Source organism: Sinorhizobium sojae CCBAU 05684, assembly GCF_002288525.1.
Taxonomy (GTDB): domain Bacteria; phylum Pseudomonadota; class Alphaproteobacteria; order Rhizobiales; family Rhizobiaceae; genus Sinorhizobium; species Sinorhizobium sojae.
This window is the reverse complement of record NZ_CP023067.1, coordinates 3,440,652-3,458,879: the sequence shown is the minus strand read 5'-3', so window position 1 is coordinate 3,458,879 and position 18,228 is coordinate 3,440,652. Positions and strand designations below refer to the sequence as shown.

At 63.5% G+C, this 18,228-nt stretch carries 14 protein-coding genes; 4 read left to right on the top strand and 10 right to left on the bottom strand.

Going from position 1 to position 18,228, the window contains the following annotated elements; genetic code table 11:
- Positions 1 to 17: 17 nt before the first annotated feature.
- On the bottom strand, positions 18 to 461 hold the full coding sequence (locus SJ05684_RS16655) for a MarR family winged helix-turn-helix transcriptional regulator (RefSeq protein WP_034853331.1): 444 nt from the start codon (positions 459 to 461) through the stop codon (positions 18 to 20).
- A gap of 509 nt (positions 462 to 970) precedes the next feature.
- Here SJ05684_RS16655 and polA point away from each other — a divergent pair.
- Complete coding sequence (gene polA, locus SJ05684_RS16650) at positions 971 to 3,985, top strand: DNA polymerase I (RefSeq protein WP_034853458.1); 3,015 nt, start codon at positions 971 to 973, stop codon at positions 3,983 to 3,985.
- Between the two features lie 215 nt (positions 3,986 to 4,200).
- Entirely contained in the window at positions 4,201 to 4,587 is a 387-nt protein-coding gene (locus SJ05684_RS16645; RefSeq protein ID WP_034853330.1) for a response regulator, read from the top strand.
- A 138-nt stretch (positions 4,588 to 4,725) separates the two neighbouring features.
- On the opposite strand, the gene SJ05684_RS16640 is transcribed toward SJ05684_RS16645, so the two are convergent.
- From SJ05684_RS16640 to SJ05684_RS16630, 3 genes are all read right to left on the bottom strand, one after another.
- Positions 4,726 to 5,391 carry a TetR family transcriptional regulator gene (locus SJ05684_RS16640; RefSeq protein ID WP_034853329.1) on the bottom strand — a complete coding sequence of 222 codons (666 nt, stop codon included), beginning with the start codon at positions 5,389 to 5,391 and terminating at the stop codon, positions 4,726 to 4,728.
- Positions 5,392 to 5,532: 141 nt separating this feature from the next.
- Positions 5,533 to 8,673, bottom strand: coding sequence for a multidrug efflux RND transporter permease subunit (locus SJ05684_RS16635; RefSeq protein WP_034853328.1), 3,141 nt, complete (start codon positions 8,671 to 8,673; stop codon positions 5,533 to 5,535).
- A gap of 9 nt (positions 8,674 to 8,682) precedes the next feature.
- Positions 8,683 to 9,891, bottom strand: coding sequence for an efflux RND transporter periplasmic adaptor subunit (locus SJ05684_RS16630; protein ID WP_244426615.1), 1,209 nt, complete (start codon positions 9,889 to 9,891; stop codon positions 8,683 to 8,685).
- Positions 9,892 to 10,336: 445 nt separating this feature from the next.
- On the opposite strand from SJ05684_RS16630, the gene upp reads away from it, so the two are divergent.
- Together upp and SJ05684_RS16620 are read left to right on the top strand one after the other, a co-directional pair.
- Positions 10,337 to 10,966: a uracil phosphoribosyltransferase gene (gene upp / locus SJ05684_RS16625; RefSeq protein ID WP_034853324.1), complete on the top strand. Its 630-nt coding sequence runs from the start codon at positions 10,337 to 10,339 to the stop codon at positions 10,964 to 10,966.
- A 122-nt stretch (positions 10,967 to 11,088) separates the two neighbouring features.
- A complete protein-coding gene (locus tag SJ05684_RS16620; protein ID WP_034853322.1) occupies positions 11,089 to 11,613 on the top strand; it encodes a retropepsin-like aspartic protease family protein in 525 nt (174 codons plus the stop codon).
- Here the strand turns inward: SJ05684_RS16620 and deoA are convergent.
- From deoA to SJ05684_RS16590, 6 genes are all read right to left on the bottom strand, one after another.
- Complete coding sequence (deoA, locus tag SJ05684_RS16615) at positions 11,606 to 12,916, bottom strand: thymidine phosphorylase (protein WP_034853319.1); 1,311 nt, start codon at positions 12,914 to 12,916, stop codon at positions 11,606 to 11,608. The two genes, SJ05684_RS16620 and deoA, sit on opposite strands and share 8 nt — an antisense overlap.
- Positions 12,917 to 12,932: 16 nt before the next feature.
- A complete protein-coding gene (locus SJ05684_RS16610; RefSeq protein ID WP_034853317.1) occupies positions 12,933 to 13,730 on the bottom strand; it encodes a purine-nucleoside phosphorylase in 798 nt (265 codons plus the stop codon).
- Complete coding sequence (locus SJ05684_RS16605; protein WP_244938008.1) at positions 13,727 to 14,122, bottom strand: cytidine deaminase; 396 nt, start codon at positions 14,120 to 14,122, stop codon at positions 13,727 to 13,729. Before SJ05684_RS16605 ends, SJ05684_RS16610 begins: the two co-directional genes overlap by 4 nt.
- Positions 14,123 to 14,187: 65 nt before the next feature.
- A complete protein-coding gene (locus SJ05684_RS16600) occupies positions 14,188 to 15,159 on the bottom strand; it encodes an ABC transporter permease (protein WP_034853305.1) in 972 nt (323 codons plus the stop codon).
- Positions 15,160 to 15,163: 4 nt separating this feature from the next.
- Positions 15,164 to 16,297, bottom strand: coding sequence for an ABC transporter permease (locus SJ05684_RS16595; RefSeq protein ID WP_034853303.1), 1,134 nt, complete (start codon positions 16,295 to 16,297; stop codon positions 15,164 to 15,166).
- On the bottom strand, positions 16,294 to 17,829 hold the full coding sequence (locus tag SJ05684_RS16590; protein ID WP_034853302.1) for an ABC transporter ATP-binding protein: 1,536 nt from the start codon (positions 17,827 to 17,829) through the stop codon (positions 16,294 to 16,296). The genes SJ05684_RS16595 and SJ05684_RS16590 overlap by 4 nt, the downstream gene beginning before the upstream one ends.
- Positions 17,830 to 18,228 lie beyond the last annotated feature (399 nt).

The window sequence follows — 18,228 nt, the reverse complement described above, 5'->3', positions numbered from 1 at the left end:
AGCGGGCAAAGGCGGCCTCAGGAGGCGCCGTTGCCGCGCGGCGAATTGGCGAGCGCCATGCGCATATATTCGAGCATGAGCTCCTTCTCGAACCGGCGGAAGCCGGAGAGCAGCGACTGCTCCGCTGCGGCGGCCGCTTCCTTCGCGGCCGCCTCGATATCGCGGGCGCGGTCGGTTAGGAAGATCTGCTGGGAGCGCCGGTCGCTCGGGTGCTTACGGCGGACGATGAGGCCGTCGCGCTCCATGCGGGCGAGCGTGTTGGCCATGGTCGCCTGTTCCACGTCGATCCGCTCGAGCAGCTGCTTCTGCGTCAGGCCGTCCTCGGCCCATAATTCGAGCAGAATGGGAAACTGCCCCGGGGCGAAGCCAAGCTTCTGCCCTCGCTCCTGCAGCGCGCGGGAGAAGCTCTTCGCCAGCAGGCTGGCCAGATAGCTCGCAGATTCCATACGATTGAAGGCCATGCCTATGCGTACGCGCGAACGCAGGCGAAGACAAGTTACAAAGAGGCAAGCATCCGCCCCTACGCGCCCCCTTCTTTTCAGCCGCGCCAGGTCGCTATAGGTCATTGTTCCTATGCCGATCAGCGGCCGAGTGAATGCAAAACGCGCAGGCGTCGCGCAGCACCCCGAAACGAAAACCGCCACGGCGCGGAGGCGGCACCGTGGCGGCTCTGTGAAAGCGGGACAAAGGCCCGGAGAGGGGGATTAGGCCTTTGTCCACATCTGGTGCGGGCGGGGGACAGGCCAATCACCAGACGACGGCATTGCGTGCCGATGTCGATGATTTGAGGATTCAAATATGGCTTTTCAAGGATTGTCCGACTGAATCGCGCATTACAAATGCGTAACGTTTGCGTGAGAGCCGCTACGCAGATCGCCGACTGCCATGCGCCGGGAAATCGGCATTGTCGAGAGTGGCTTCCAGCAAAACCGCAATGGACCTTTCTGTCCCCCCGCGCTATCCATGCCGCATGAAAAACGGTGACCATCTCTTCCTCGTCGACGGCTCGGGCTTCATCTTCCGGGCGTTCCACGCCATCCCGCCGCTCAACCGCAAGTCGGACGGCCTGCCCGTCAATGCGGTGGCCGGCTTCTGCAACATGCTGTGGAAGCTCCTGACGGATGCGCGCGACACCTCCGTCGGCGTGACGCCGACGCATTTCGCGGTGATCTTCGACTATTCCTCGAAGACATTCCGCAACGTCCTTTACGACCAGTACAAGGCGAACCGCACCGCGCCGCCGGAAGACCTGATTCCGCAATTCGGACTGATTCGCCACGCCACCCGTGCATTCGACCTGCCCTGCATTGAAAAGGAAGGCTATGAGGCGGACGATCTGATCGCCACCTATGCGCGCCTCGCCGAGGAGGCGGGTGCCGACGTCACCATCATCTCCTCGGACAAGGACCTCATGCAACTCGTGACGCCGAAGGTGGCGATGTACGACAGCATGAAGGACAAGCAGATCACCATTGCCGATGTCATCGAGAAATGGGGCGTGCCGCCGGAGAAGATGATCGATTTACAGGCGATGACCGGCGATTCGACAGACAACGTGCCTGGCATCCCCGGCATCGGACCTAAAACGGCGGCCCAGCTGTTGGAGGAGTATGGCGATCTCGACACGCTGCTTGCCCGTGCCGGCGAGATCAAGCAGCAGAAGCGGCGCGAGTCGATTATCGCCAATGCCGATATGGCGCGGCTCTCGCGCGAGCTCGTCACCTTGAAGAAGGACACGCCGCTCGACGTCGCGCTCGACGATCTCAGGCTCGATTCGCAGGACGGTCCGAAGCTCATCGCCTTTCTCAAGGCGATGGAGTTCAACACGCTGACGCGCCGCGTCGCGGCCGCGACCGATACGGATGCGGAGGCGATCGAAGCGGCTCACGTGCCGGTCGAGTGGGGCGCTGAGGCGCATGGTCCGGATCTCGACGCCGGCGAGGCCGCCGGCCCGCCGCCGTCACCCAAATCGTCGAGTGCCGTCCCGCCGCGCGGAGACGCGGCAAAGGCGGCTGTTTCGTTTACCACCGGCAGGGGCGACGTCGATGCCACGGGAGCGACGCCGCAGGGGCTGGCGCAGGCACGCGCCGACGCCTTCGCAAAGGCACCCTTCGACCACGCCAGCTATGTGACGATCCGCGATCTCGATACCCTCGACCGCTGGATTTCCGCTGCACGCGAGGCGGGGCTTGTCGGCTTCGACACGGAAACGACTTCGCTCGATCCGATGCGGGCCGATCTCGTCGGCTTTTCGCTGGCGATCGCCAATTACGGCGACGGCCCTTCCGGTGGGAAGATCCGTGCGGCCTATGTGCCGCTCATACACAAGAGCGGCGTCGGTGATCTGCTGGGCGGCGGTCTCGTCGAAAACCAGGTGCCGGCGAATGAAGCATTGAGCCGGCTAAAGACTATCCTCGAGGACCCTTCTGTCCTCAAGGTGGCGCAGAATCTCAAATATGATTACCTCGTCATGAAGCGGTACGGCATAGCCGTCGAGAGCTTCGATGACACGATGCTGATGTCGTATGTGCTCGATGCCGGCAACGGCACGCACGGGATGGATTCGCTTTCGGAACGCTGGCTCGGCCACACGCCGATCGTCTACAAGGACATTGCCGGCAGCGGCAAGGCTGCCGTGAGCTTCGATTACATCGACATCGACAAGGCGACGGCCTATGCGGCGGAGGATGCGGACGTCACATTGAGACTTTGGCACGTGCTCAAGCCGCGGCTTGCCGCCAAGGGCCTTACGCGCGTCTATGAGCGGCTCGAAAGACCACTCGTCGCGGTTCTCGCCCGGATGGAGGAGCGCGGCATCACCGTGGACCGCCAAATCCTCTCGCGCCTTTCGGGAGAGCTGGCGCAGGGGGCGGCCGCGCTCGAGGACGAGATCTATCAGCTGGCGGGTGAAAGCTTCACCATCGGCTCACCGAAGCAGCTGGGCGACATCCTGTTCGGCAAGATGGGCCTGCCTGGCGGCTCAAAGACCAGGACGGGCCAATGGTCGACCTCCGCCCAGGTGCTCGAGGATCTGGCCGCGACCGGCCACGACCTGCCGCGCAAGATCGTTGACTGGCGGCAACTCACCAAGCTCAAATCGACCTATACGGACGCGCTTCCGGGCTTCGTGCATCCCGAAACGAAGCGGGTCCACACCTGCTATGCGCTGGCCGCGACGACGACCGGTCGTCTATCCTCCTCGGAGCCGAACCTGCAGAACATTCCGGTGAGGACTGCCGAGGGGCGCCGCATCCGCACGGCCTTCGTCGCGACACCGGGGCATAAGCTGGTCTCCGCGGACTACAGCCAGATCGAACTTCGGGTGCTTGCGCATGTGGCGAACATCCCGCAGTTGCGCCAGGCCTTCGCCGACGGGGTCGACATCCATGCGATGACCGCCTCCGAAATGTTCGGCGTTCCGGTCGAAGGCATGCCGAGCGAGATCCGCCGCCGCGCCAAGGCGATCAATTTCGGCATCATCTACGGCATTTCCGCCTTCGGCCTCGCAAACCAGCTGTCGATCGAGCGCTCGGAAGCAGGCGATTACATCAAACGATACTTCGAGCGTTTCCCCGGCATCCGCGACTATATGGAGAGCACCAAGGCCTTCGCCCGCGAGCACGGCTATGTGGAAACGATCTTCGGGCGCCGGGCCCATTATCCGGATATTCGCTCCTCCAATCCCTCGATGCGCGCCTTCAATGAGCGTGCGGCGATCAATGCCCCGATCCAGGGATCGGCCGCCGACGTCATCCGCCGGGCCATGGTCAAGATGGAGCCGGCGCTCGACGAAGCGAAGCTCTCCGCCCGCATGCTGCTTCAGGTTCACGACGAGCTGATCTTCGAAGTGGAAGAGGGCGAGATCGAGCGCACCATTCCCGTGATCGTCTCGGTGATGGAGAATGCCGCGATGCCGGCGCTCAGCATGAAGGTGCCGCTGAAGGTCGACGCGCGCGCGGCGCACAACTGGGATGAGGCGCACTAAGCAGGGCCTTCGCAACGGAAGGCCCCAGGTAAATCTGACCTCGAAGCTTCGGAACAAGGCACGGCACCTGGTGGTTACCTTGGAAGAACGCGCCGGACCGACGTTGGAGCCGCCGGAAAAAGGTTTGGGCGGGGCCCGGGCAAGATTGTCGGGAGGCGATTTCAGGCGGGCGGGATTGTCCGCACGACCGAAATTGAGTGCCGGAGACCCCGCAAATGGAGCGGAAGGTTGACGAGAATCACCCGCTACGCGACACTAGGGTGCTGATCGCGGAAGACGAGATCCTGATCGCGCTCGACCTCGAAGCGGCCTTTCGTGATGCCGGGGCCGAGGTCGTCGGCCCCTTCATGACGCTTACCGAGGCCTTGACCGCGGCCGAGAGCGAACGGGTTTCCATTGCGATCCTGGATATCCGCCTCGGCACGGCAACGACCGAAGCGGTCAGCGACCTGCTCACCAAACGCGGCATCCCCTTCCTTTTCTACAGTGGACAAAGGCTGACGCCCGAGATGCAAAGGAAGTGCGGCGACGCCGTGCTGATCGACAAACCGGCGAAGCAGGAGGACCTGGTGGGCGCGGCGGTCGGGATCCTCGCCGCGTGAGCTTTTCGGGCGTCGTACGCGGCAATCACGCGGTTTCATAACAGCGCCGCGTGTCTCTCCAGATGCGCAAAGTTCGCTGAAACTCTTTGGATCTGCGCCTCGAGCTTTCCGAAAGCCGGTTCCGTCCAGGCCGATGCGCTATGGCACTTCCTGTTCGCTGCCTTCGGTCGAGGATGGCGGCCGGGCTGCGGCGGCTTCCCGCCTGAAGCCTGAAAACAGGCGCTGAAGCGTCTCGTGCCCCTCAGCCACCAGGTCGAAGCTGCGGCCGAAGAGCAGCCAATCGGTGCACAGTCCCATCATCATCCAGTGCAGCGCGCGCACGGCGGAGGCGGGTGTCCAGCGGTCCTGCAACTGCCCTCTCTCCCAGGCCCGGGAGAAGGCGAGTTCGAGCATGGCATTGTGCCGTTCGTCGATTTCCCTTTGCTTTGCCAGCACGGCCGACATGGCATGGTCGTAGTCGCAGCGGAGCATGATAGAAAGGATGCGCTGTCGCTGCTCGTCCCTGGCGAGCGTCTCCAGCCAGTCGCCGGTCGCCCCCTCGACGATGGCCAGCGTGTCGAAGGCTTCGGTCTCGATGTCGCGCGCGATCATGTCCTCATGCGGCAGCGGCACCGCTTCGTAGAGCGCCAGGAAGAGGTCCGTCTTGTTGGCGAAGTGCCAGTAGATGGCGCCGCGCGTGACCCCCGCTTCGCTCGCCACTTCCTCGAGCGTCGTGTTGGAAACGCCCTTTTCATAGAAAATGTGCTCGGCGGCGTTCAGGATCTTCTTTCGTGTCGCCTCGGCATCGGCCTTGGTTCGGCGCATGGCAGTCTCCTTGCTACTGCAAGTCCGCCTAAACCGTGCGCGATTCAAGGTCAAATATGCAGCCAGTCATAGTGCTGCGCGTCTGACAAGACGCGCGGCACCGCAAAGCGACCCGCCGGCGAGGCGGGCCGCGATCATGCTTCATTCGGCGGGGCTTATGGTCCCGATCTCGGGCGCCTCGTCCGTGGCCTTCCTTCGCCCGAATATCTTCATGACGAACACGAAGAAGACCGGCACGAAGAAGATCGCCAGCACCGTTGCCGAAATCATACCACCCATGACGCCGGTACCGATGGCGCGCTGGCTGGCAGAGCTTGCGCCCGTCGCGATCGCCAACGGCACCACGCCGAGCGTGAAGGCGAGCGAGGTCATCAGGATGGGGCGGAAGCGCAGGTGCACCGCCTCCAGGGTGGCGTCGATCAGCGACCTGCCCTGATCCCTGAGTTCCTTTGCGAACTCGATGATCAGGATGGCGTTCTTCGCCGAGAGGCCGATGATCGCGATCAGGCCGACCTTGAAGTAGACGTCGTTCGGCATGTCGCGCATTGTTACCGCCAGCACCGCACCGATGACGCCAAGCGGCACGACCATGATCACCGAGACCGGGATCGACCAGCTCTCGTAGAGCGCCGCCAGGCACAGGAAGACGAGCAGACAGGAGAGCGCAATCAGCAGCGGCGCCTGGGAGCCCGACTGGATCTCCTGCAGCGATTGCCCGGTCCACTCATAGCCGAAGCCCGCCGGCAGCTCGCCGGCCAGCCGTTCCATTTCGGCGATGGCATCGCCGGAGGAGTAGCCGGGCGCCGCATTGCCGCTGATGCGGACGGCGGGATAGCCGTTATAGCCGACGGTCTGCGTCGGTGCCTTGATCCATTCGACCGTCGCGAAGGCGGAGAGCGGAACCATGCCGCCGTTCGAATTGCGGACATTGAGGTTCAGGAGGTCCGCCGTCTGCATGCGCTTGTTCTCGTCCGCCTGCACCGTCACGCGTTGCATGCGGCCGGCATTCGGGAAGTCGTTGACATAGGAGGAGCCGAGATTGGTCGAGATCGTCGAGTTGATGTCGGCAAAGGTCACCCCGAAGGCGTTGGCCTTCTCGCGGTCGATGGTGACGCTCACCTGCGCGGCATCGGGCATGCCCTCGAAGCGAACGCCGGTCACGATCTTGCTCTGTGCAGCAAGCCCGAGAAGCTGGTCGCGCGCTTCCGCAAGCGCCGTTTCGCCGAGGCCGGCACGATCCTGCAGGCGGAAGGAAAATCCGCCGGTGGTGCCGAGGCCCTGAATCGCGGGCGGTGACAGCGCGAAGCTGATCGCGTCCTTGATCTGACTCATCGCCATCGTTGCGCGGCCGGCGATCGCCTGGGCGGAATTGTCGGCGTCACGCTCGTTCCAGTCCTTCAGCGTCACGAAGGCAAGCCCCGCATTCTGGCCGGTGCCGAAGAAGGAGAAGCCGTTGATGGCGACGATGCGGTCGACCGCCGGCTCCTGGCCGAAGATCGTCTCCGCCTGCTCGATCACTTCCGTCGTGCGGTTGCCGGTCGCTTCCGAGGGCAATTGCATCATGACGATGACATAGCCCTGGTCCTCGTCCGGCAGGAAGGAGGAGGGCAGTTGCAGGAAGGCCCAGCCGAGGCCCGCAAGCAGGGCCAGATAGACGAGCATCAGGCGGCCGGTGCGGGTGACGAGGCCGCCGACGACGCGCGTATAGCCGCGAGAGGACCGGTCGAAGCCGCGATTGAACCAGCCGAAGAAGCCCCGTTTGGCGTGGTGATGGCCCCTCGGCACCTGCCTCAGGAAGCTTGCGCAGAGCGCCGGCGTCAATGACAGCGCGAGCAGCGCCGAGAACAGGATCGAGACCACCATGGTCAGGCTGAACTGGCGGTAGATGACGCCGACGGCACCCGGGAAAAAGGCCATCGGGATGAACACCGAGGCGAGCACCAGCGTGATGCCGATGACCGCGCCGGTGATCTGCCTCATCGCCTTGCGGGTCGCCTCTTTCGGCGTCAGCCCTTCTTCCGACATGATCCGCTCGACATTCTCGACGACGATGATGGCATCATCGACGAGGATGCCAATCGCCAGCACCATGCCGAACATCGTCAGCACGTTGATCGAGAAGCCCATCGCCAGCATCACTGCGCAGGTGCCGAGAAGGGCGATCGGCACGACCAGGGTCGGGATGATGGTGTAGCGGATATTCTGAAGGAACAGGAGCATAACCAGGAAGACGAGCGCGACGGCTTCGACGAGCGTCTCGACCACCTTCTCGATCGAAACCTTGACGAAAGGCGAGGTGTCGTAGGGAATGGAATATTCGAGACCCGCCGGAAAGAATTCGGCAAGCTCATCCATGCGCGCCTTGACCGCCGCCGAGGTCGACATCGCATTGGCGCTCGGCGAGAGCTGCACGGCGATCGCGGCGGAGGGTTTGCCGTTGAGACGGGTGGAGAAGGAATAGCTCTCGCCGCCGATCTCGATGCGGGCGACGTCGCGCAGGCGCACGGCCGAGCCGTCGGCATTCGCCCTCAGCACGATCGCGCCGAATTCCTCAGGGGTCGAAAGCTGCCCCTTGATAACCACGGGGGCGCTGATCTGCTGGGTGATCGGGTTCGGCTGGGCACCGATCGAGCCGGAGGCGATCTGGGCGTTCTGCGCCTGGATCGCGGCGGTCACATCGGCGGCGGTCAGGTTGAGCCCGAGCATTTTGTCCGGATCGAGCCAGATGCGCATCGAGCGTTCGGTCGCGAAGAGCTGGGCGCGGCCGACGCCCGGCACGCGCTGGATTTCACTGAGGACGTTGCGGCTCAGATAGTCGCCGAGACCGATCGCATCCATCGACCCGTCGGTCGAGGTGAGCGAGACGATCAGCAGGAAGCCGGAACCGGCCTCATCCACCTGCACGCCCTGCTGCCGGACCGAATCGGGCAGGCGCGGCTCGACGCGCTGCACGCGGTTCTGGATGTCGACCGAGGCCTGGCTGGGGTCGGTGCCGGGTGCAAATGTGGCGTTGATCTCGACCGAGCCCGAAGCGCTCGAGGTCGATTCAAAATACATAAGCCCTTCGATGCCGTTGAGCTCGTTCTCAATGAGCCGCGTGACACTCTGATAGGTGTCCTGCGACGAGGCACCGGGGTAGCTGGCATTGATCGATATCTGCGGCGGGGCGACGTTCGGATATTGCGACACCGGCAAGAGCGGCAGGGCGATGATGCCGGCGACCATGATGAAGATCGCCACCACCCAGGCAAAGATCGGCCTGTCTATGAAGAAGCTGGGCATTGGCGGTTCTCACTTCACTTCGGTGGCGGAGTCTTCGCCGGCGCCGGTCCAGGCAGTCTGCTCCTTGTCTGGCTTCGCGTTCGGATCCCATGCGGAGGGTTCGACCGGCGCGCCGGGCCCGACCTTCTGGAAGCCCTCGACCATAACCTTCTCACCGGCCTTGAGGCCGGAAGTCACCTGCCAGCGGCTGCCGACCGTCCGTCCCAGCGTGACGTTGCGGAACTCGACTTTTTTCTCAGGCGTCACGATATAGACCTGCGACTGCCCGGCATTGTTGCGCTGCACCGCCTGTTGCGGAACTGTGATGGCGTTCTTCTCCAACCCCTGCTCGATCTCAACGCGCACATACATGCCCGGAAGCAGGTCGCCGTCGGGATTAGGGAATTCGCCGCGCAGCGTCACCTGACCCGTCGTGGCATCGACGGCCGCCTCGGAGAAGAGCAGCCTTCCCTTGTGGGCATAGCGCGTGCCGTCGTCGAGGATCAATTGCACCTGCGCCTCATTGTCGGCGCTGATCAACTGCCCGTCCTCCAGCGCCTTGCGCAGGCGGATGAGGTCCGTCGCCGATTGCGTGAAGTCGGCATAGATCGGGTCGATCTGCTGGATTGTCGCGAGATTGTCGGAGCCGTTGGCGCTGACAAGCGCGCCCTCGGTGATCAGCGCCCGGCCGATGCGGCCGCTGATCGGCGCGGTGACATTGGCGTATTCGAGGTTGAGCTTCGCCTCCGCCAGTCCGGCCTCCGCAATGCCGACATCGGCCTCGGCCTGGGCGAGTGCGGCGACGGCATCGTCATACTGCTGGACCGCCGTCACCTGCGCCTCCTTCAGCCGCGCCTGCCGCTCGGCCGTCTGCCGGGCCTGGTCGCGCACGGCGACGGCCCGCTTCAGCGTCGCCTCGGCGCTGTCGACCCTGACCTGGAAGGGGGCCGGGTCGATCCGGTAGAGCACGTCGCCCTCCGTCACCATGGAGCCCTGCTGGAACACCCGCTCGACGAGGATGCCGGACACCCGCGGTCGCACTTCGGCAATGCGTGTCGGCGTGATGCGGCCCGGAAGCTCATTGGTGATCGGCAGGGGTTCCGCAGCCGTGGTGAAGACGGCGACCTGCGCCGGAGGAAAGGCAGGAGCTGCCGCCTGCTGTTCTTCGCTCTTCTGGCACCCGGCGAGAAAAATCATGCTTGCCAGCGAGGCGGCCAGTATCGGTCTATTGATATGCATCGCTATATCCATAGGAAAGGACCGCCTGCAGCCACTGCCTTGGCTGCGCGGTCAGAAGGGGACGAGAAGCGGGACCGGCATCCGGGAGGAAGATACCGGAAAGCTAATATACATACATCAGTGTATGTTAATTTCTACCGCAGCGCAACAGCGCTCCCCGGTCACCCGGAATGGGCGAGAAAAGCGAAGCGCCGCAAAGACTTCGCCGCTCCGGATCCGCTGCGATCACGCAGGTGTGATCGGAATCGAAGGGCAAGTTGGATGCAGACGCCAGCCGCAATTGCGCCGGCATTCTCTCGTCCCGCCTGCGCAAGGCTATCCGGCGAGAGGCGACCGCAGGCAGGATGAGAAGCATTCCGCAGGCAAGTGCGAGCAATGCTCTTGCGACCTCCGGTCATTCCATGGAAAAGAGGCGTAGATACTATCTTTCGCGGGAAGGTGAGCCATGGACGGCGTAACAGTGATCGATCATCCGCTGGTGCAGCATAAGTTGACCATCATGCGCAAGAAGGAGACGTCGACCGCTGGCTTCCGCCGGCTGCTGAAGGAAATCTCGACCCTCCTCTGCTACGAGGTCACGCGCGATCTGGAGCTGACCATCGAGCGGATCGAGACGCCGCTCACGGAAACCGACTCGCCGGTGCTCGAAGGCAAGAAGCTGGTCTTCGCCTCGATCTTGCGTGCAGGCAACGGCCTGCTCGAAGGCATGCTCGAACTCGTACCCTCCGCGCGCGTCTCGCATATCGGTGTCTATCGCGACCATGAGACGCTGCAGCCGGTCGAATATTATTTCAAGGCACCGGAAAGCCTCAACGAACGTCTCGTCATCGTCGTCGATCCGATGCTTGCGACCGGCAATTCTTCGATCGCGGCAATCGACAAGCTCAAGGAACGCGGCGCGAAAAATATCCGCTTCCTCTGCCTGCTCGCGGCACCGGAAGGGATCCGCAATTTCCAGGCGTCACATCCGGACGTGCCGATATTCACTGCGTCGATCGACAGCCACCTGAACGAAAAGGGTTACATCGTGCCCGGGCTCGGCGATGCAGGCGACCGCATGTACGGCACGAAGTAGGCTTTCCTTAACCAGACAGCAAGAACAGACGACCGCCGCCGGTTGTCCGGCGGCTCTTTTGTGCGATTGTTAAATGATCCGCTGACATGCTCGGGCGCGCCTTACGCGCGACGGAAACTGACATGATCACGCGCCTCCTCGCTTTTGCCGGTGGACTTGCCGCCCTTGCCCTGGTTGTCCCAGAGCTTGCCTCCAACTATCTCGGCCGCTCGGAAGACACTGCCGCCGCGCCTCGGACCTCCAGCCCGACGCCGGCAATGGCGAGCTACGCAGGCAGCAAGGGCGTCGTGCTCGAGGCCGATCGCTCCGGCCATTTCGTCGGCACCTTCCGCATCAACGGGCGTTCGGAAACAGGGCTGGTCGATACCGGCGCCAGCGTGATCGCCATCAACAGCTCAGCTGCCCGCCGCTTCGGCATCGCCGTGGGGAGCCTTTCGTTCAAAGGACGGGCGCAGACGGCGAACGGCGTCGTTGAAGCGGCCCGTGTCCGCCTCGACCGCGTCGAGATCGGCGGCATTTCACTAAGGGATGTCGACGCCATGGTGCTGCCGGACAAGGCGCTTTCGGGCACGCTCGTCGGCATGTCGTTCCTCAGCCGCCTCTCCTCCTACCGCGTCGAAAATGGCGCGCTGCACCTCGTCAAGTGATTCTCGACCGGACGACCTGACGCGGTTCTGGCTTCTCGTCGGAGATCGTGTACAGGCTGGCGATCCGTTCCCGCATCGCCTCGGCCTGCGTCCTGTCGGCGGCGTGCACGAGGGCAATCGGCTGGCCTTTTTCAACCTCGGTCCCGAGCGGCGCCAGCCGCGACAGACCAACCCGGCGATCGATCGGATCATCCGGGCGCGTGCGCCCGCCGCCGAGCCCGATCACGGCCATGCCGAGTTCGCGGGTCTCGCAGCGTGCCAGGTAGCCGTCACGGCCGGCCGGCACCGGCACGACAGCCGGCGCCTTCTCAAGATAGGCTTGGGATCGATCGGCGAAATCGGCCGGCCCGCCAAGGCGATGGACCATGAGGGCGAAACGCTCCATGGCGGCCCCGCTTTCCAAGGCGCGGCGCGCCATGGCTTCCGCTCCCGCCCGGTCAGGTGCGACGCCAGCGGTGTCGAGCATTTCGGCCGCAAGGGCCATGATCACCTGATCGAGCCGAGTTCCCGCCTTGTCGCCGCGAAGATAGGCAAGGCAATTCTCGATTTCGAGCGCATTGCCCGCCGCATCCGCAAGCGGCTCGTTCATGTCGGTGATCAAGGCTGAAGTCCGCACACCCGCGCCATTGGCGACGTCGACCAGGGACCGCGCCAGGACTTCGGTCTCCTCGGGATCGCTCATGAACGAGCCGTTGCCGAGCTTCACATCAAGCACGAGCGATTGCAGCCCGGCTGCGAGCTTTTTCGAGAGGATCGAGGCGGTGATCAGCGGTACCGAATCGACCGTGGCCGTCACGTCGCGGATGGCGTAGAGGCGCTTGTCGGCGGGGGCGAGATTGGCCGTCTGGCCGATGATCGCACAGCCGACCTCGTCGACGACCTTGCGAAACCGGTCGGGCGAGGGCTGGATATCGTAGCCGGGAATGGATTCGAGCTTGTCCAGGGTTCCGCCGGTGTGGCCGAGCCCGCGGCCCGAGATCATCGGCACGGCGATACCACAGGCAGCGACGATCGGTGCAAGCATCAGCGAAACATTGTCACCGACGCCGCCGGTCGAATGCTTGTCGACGACGGGTCGGCCGAGTTCGCCCCAGTCGAGCGTTTCGCCGGAATCGCGCATGGCAAGCGTCAGCGCCACGCATTCCGCGCGAGCCATGCCGGAAAACCAGACCGCCATGGCGAAGGCGGCGACCTGACCCTCGGAAATCGAGCCATCGGCAAGCCCCTCGACGAAGGAGGCTATTTCCGCCGCCTCGAGCACGCTGCCGTTTCTTTTCTTTCGGATGATTTCCTGCGGGAGCATGGCCGATGACCGCCGTTCAGCCTTCGCTCGCGATCATTTCCCTGAGGATCGCCGCCAGGCGCTCGCCGCCGAGCGGCGCCATTTCCTTCGTCTCCTCGTGGCTCAGTTCCGCCCCGGTCATGCCGGCTCCGAAATTGGTGATGACGGAGGCGGCCGCGACCCTGAGACCGAAGAAGCGGGCGAGAATGACCTCGGGCACGGTGGACATGCCGACCGCATCGGCCCCCACTATCCGCGCCATCCGGATCTCCGCCGGCGTCTCGAAGCTCGGGCCCGAGAACCACATATAGACGCCCCGCCATAGCGGGATCGAAAGTCGATCGGCCGCCTCCTCCATGCGCTCGGAAAGCGCCGCATCATAGGCATTGGTCATGCCGACGAAACGATTATCGCTTTCTACCCCGATCAGCGGGTTGGAGCCGGAAAAGGCAATATGATCGGCGATGCGCATGACCGAACCCGGAGGCATGTCCTCGCGCAGCGAGCCGGCCGAATTGGTGACGATGAGGCTTTCGACACCGATCCGCTTCAGTGTCTCGAGCGGCACGCGCATCGCGTTGGCGTCGCCCCGTTCGTAGTAGTGCACCCGGCCGGAGAGCATGACGACCGGCTCGTCCCCGAGCTTGCCGGCGACGAGTTCGCCCGCATGGCCGGAAACGCTGCTCACCGGGAAATCCGGGATGTCCCTATAGGGAATGCGGATCGGTTCCGCCACCGCCTCGACGAGCGCGCCGAGACCGGAGCCGAGCACGATTCCGTAGCGCGGCGAAAACGCGCCGAGCTTCTCCTGCAGATAGTCCGCCGCCGCCGTCATCCGAGGACCTCGGTTTCGAAGCTGTGCGGCAGCAGATCGGAGAGCGCCAGCGCCTTCTTGATGCCGGTCTCGTCGCAGAGATAGATGCGCGTGCTGGCGCCGGAAAACTCCGCCAGGCGCTGGCGGCAGCCGCCGCAGGGCGGGCAGAGCGCAAGCTTCTCGGCGACGACCGCAACCTCCATGATCTTGCGCTGGCCGGCCATCACCATATGGCTGATCGCCGTGGTCTCCGCGCACCACCCCTCCGGAAAGGAGAGATTCTCGATATTGGCACCCGTATAGATCTTGCCGTCCTCGGCGCGAATGGCCGCGCCCACGGGAAACTTGGAATAGGGCGCATGTGCCTTTGCCATGGCTTCACGCGCCGCGACGAAGAGTTCGTTCTCGGGCATGGGTCTGTCCTTCTCTTGATGCAAGTCGTTGCTCCCAAAGCCCTTTTGACTTCCAAGCGACTGCATTAGCGCTCCTTCACGTAAGGTACACCGCCGGCCTTGGGCGGTATGGCCTTGCCGATGAAGCCGGCAAGCAGCACGACGGTGAGGATATAGGGCAGGGCCTGCATCAATTGTACCGGCACCTGGCCGATCAGCGGCAAGGGTGTGCCCTGCAGCCGGATCGCCAGCGCATCGAGAAAGCCGAAGAGCAGGCAGGCGAACATGACGTTGACCGGCCGCCATTTGGCGAAGATCAGTGCCGCAAGCGCGATATAGCCCTTGCCCGCCGTCATGCCCTTCACGAAGCCGGCCGTCATAGCGAGCGACAGATAGGCGCCGGCGAAGCCGCAGAGAATTCCGCAGCAGATCACCGCGCGGTAGCGCAGCCAGATCACCGAGATGCCGGCTGTGTCGACGGCGCCGGGATTTTCGCCGACGGCCCTGAGCCTTAGGCCGAAGCGTGTGCGAAAGAGGATCCACCAGCTGATCGGCACCATGGCGAAGGCGAAATAGGTCAGCAGGAAGTGTCCGGACAGAAGATCCGCGTAAACCGGTCCGACAATCGGCACGTCGCGAATCGCGTCCGCGCCGGGGAAATTGACGATCTGGAACCGCGCGCCTTCGACCAGAGCGGGCGTCCGACCCCCTTGCCGGAACCAGGCTTCGCCGAGGATCACCGTCGCGCCGGCGACGATAAAATTGATTGCCACACCCGAGACGATCTGGTTGCCGCGCTGGGTGATCGAGGCATAGCCGTGGACGAGCGACAGCAATACGGAAACGAGGATCGCCGCGGCAAGGCCGACCCAGACCGACTGGGAAACGGCCGCGGCCGCGCCGGCCGCAAACGCGGCGCCGAGCATCTTGCCTTCGAGGCTGATGTCGAAGACGCCGGCCCGTTCGGTGAAAAGCCCGGCAAGCGCGGCAAAGACCAGCGGCACCGAAACGCGGATCGTCGATTCCAGGAGCACGACGAGGACGTGGAAGAAGTCCATGGGCTCAGGCTCCCTTGGTCTGGACGACGGCAGCCGCCCGCTGGCCGCGCGTGGCGAAGGCGCGCGTGATCGCAGGACGGAACATGTTTTCGAGTGCGCCGGCGAAGAGGATGACGAGGCCCTGGATGATGACGATCATGTCGCGCGAGATCGACGGCATCTCGAAGGCGATCTCCGCCCCGCCCTGATAGAGCACCCCGAACAGGATCGCGGCGGGGATGATGCCGCCCGGATGCGAGCGGCCCATCAGCGCCACGGCAATGCCGACGAAGCCGGCGCCCTGCACGAAGTCGAGCTGCATGCGGAACTGCTCGCCCATGATCGGGTTCAGCGCCATCATCCCGGCGAGGCCGCCCGAGATCATCATCGTGATGACGATGATGCGGCTCTCGCGAATGCCGGCGTAGCGGGCAGCCGACGGGCTATGGCCCATGGTACGCATCTCGTAACCGAGCCTGGTGCGCCAGATCAACACCCATACGGCGAAGGCGGCGGCAAGGGCCAGGAGAAAGGAGATGTTGAAGGGGGCCGTGCCGACATTCAACCCGAAGATCGAAAGCAGCCAGTCGAGCTTCGGCAATTGTCCGCCTTCCGCGAAGGTGCGCGTCTGGGGCGCCATCGATCCGAGCGGCTTCAGGACGCGCGTCAGCAGATAGACCATCAGGCTCGAGGCGATGAAGTTGAACATGATGGTGGTGATGACGATGTGGCTGCCGCGCCTGGCCTGCAGCCAACCCGGCAGGAAGGCCCAAAGCGCGCCGAAAAAGGCGGAGCCGACGATCGCAAGCGGGAAGACCACGTACCAGGGCATTACCTGGTCGAGCCACAGGCAAGCGAGCGCCACCCCGATGCCGCCTACATAGGCCTGGCCTTCGCCGCCGATATTGAAGAGCCCGGCGTGGAAGGCGACGGCGACGGCGAGCCCGGTGAAGATGAAGGTTGTCGCGTAATAGAGCGTGAAGCCGATATATTCGCCGCGGCCGAAGGCGCCGTTGATCAGATGATAGGCGGCTTCGAGCGGATTTTCGCCGACGAGCAGCACGACGAGACCGGCAACGAGGAAGGCGACGGCAAGATTGACCAGCGGGATCAGGCCGTACTCGACCCAGCCCGGGAGTCTCGCATAGGGAACGCTCATTCCGCTGCCTCCTTGCGGCCTTCAACGCCTGCCATGAGGAGGCCGAGTTCGCCTTCCGTCGCCTCGGGGGTGCGCTCGCCGACGACGCGGCCGGCAAACATCACGAGAATACGGTCGGAAAGGGAGCGAATTTCGTCGAGCTCGACGGAAACCAGAAGCACCGCCTTGCCCTGGTCGCGCATCTCGATGATCCGCTTATGAATGAATTCGATCGCCCCGACATCGACGCCGCGGGTCGGCTGCCCGATGATCAGCACATCCGGATCGCGCTCCATTTCGCGGGCAAGAACGATCTTCTGCTGATTGCCGCCGGAGAAATTAGCCGTCTTCAGCCGCGCATTCGGCGGGCGGATATCATATTTGCCGATCTTTTCCTCAGCATCCTTACGGATCGCGTCGACGTTCAGGAGAATGCCGTTCGAGTAGCGCGGATCATGGTGATAGCCGAGGATGGCGTTCTCGCTCTCCTCGAATTTCAGGACGAGACCGACGTGATGGCGGTCCTCCGGCACATGGGCAAGGCCGCGATCTCTGAGAGCGGCCGGATCGGCGTGGCCGGTGACGTCGACGGGCCTGCCGTTCAAATGCACGGTCCCGGACGTCGCCTTGCGGATGCCGGCGATCGCCTCCAGGAGTTCCGACTGCCCGTTGCCGGCCACGCCGGCAATGCCGACGATCTCGCCGGCGTGGACCTCGAAGGATACGTTGTCGACCATGGTCACGCCTCGACTGTCCTTGACCGTGAGGCCCTGGACCTTGAGCTTCACGTCACCCGGCTTGCTCTCGCCCTTCTCCACGCGGAGCAGCACCCGGCGGCCGACCATGAGCTCCGCAAGCTCCTCGACCGAGGTCTCTCCCGTCGTGCGGGTTGCGACCATTTCGCCCCGGCGCATGACCGAGACCTCGTCGGTGATCGCCATGATCTCGCGCAGCTTATGGGTGATGAGAATGATCGTCTTACCCTGCGCCTTCAATTGCCCGAGAATGCGGAAAAGATGATCGGCTTCGGCCGGCGTCAGCACGCCGGTCGGCTCGTCGAGAATTAGGATATCCGCCTTGCGATAGAGCGCCTTCAGGATCTCCACCCGCTGCTGCAGGCCGACGGGCAGGTCCTCGATCAGCGCATCGGGATTGACCTCGAGTGCATATTCCTGCTCGAGCCGCTTCAGTTCGCTGCGCGCCTTGGCGATGCCCTTGTTGAGGATCTGGTTGTCCTCGGCGCCGAGGATGACGTTTTCGAGCACCGTGAAATTGTCGACCAGCATGAAGTGCTGATGCACCATGCCGATGCCGACGGCGATCGCGGCATTCGGATCGCGAATGGCAACCGGCTTGCCGTCGACGAGGATTTCACCGGCGTCGGCCTGATAGAAGCCATAGAGGATCGACATCAGCGTGGATTTTCCCGCGCCGTTCTCGCCGATAATGCCGTGGATCGTGCCTTTTCTGACGGTAAGAGTGATGTTCCTGTTGGCGTGGACCGGACCGAAGCTCTTGTCGATCCCACGCAATTCGATGGCAATATCATCCATATTGGCCTGCGATCCCCTATTCGCCCGCTTCGGTCCCTCGTCGCTGAACCGTGCCGGCTTTTTTACCGTTTGGTATAAGTTTATCATCGATTTTGCGGCGCGAAAGCCTCGATCGCGATGTTTTTGAACCGTTTCAATTCAACGATACCCGATCGCAGCGCAACATCGCGGTCGCGGGACGGGGCGCCGGGCCGCGCCACGCCTTCCGGTCCGCGCACATATTGCGATCTCCGTATAATCTCTCCACATCCCTATACTCTCTCCACATCCCTGGGGAGAGTCCAGCGCGAATATAAAGAGGGGAGAAGGGCCATTTCCCGCGCGAAAAGCGGCTGCTTGCACCTTAATGAATCGATATGAGGATTGCAGTAACTCAAAGTGCTACAGCGACCTCTTGCG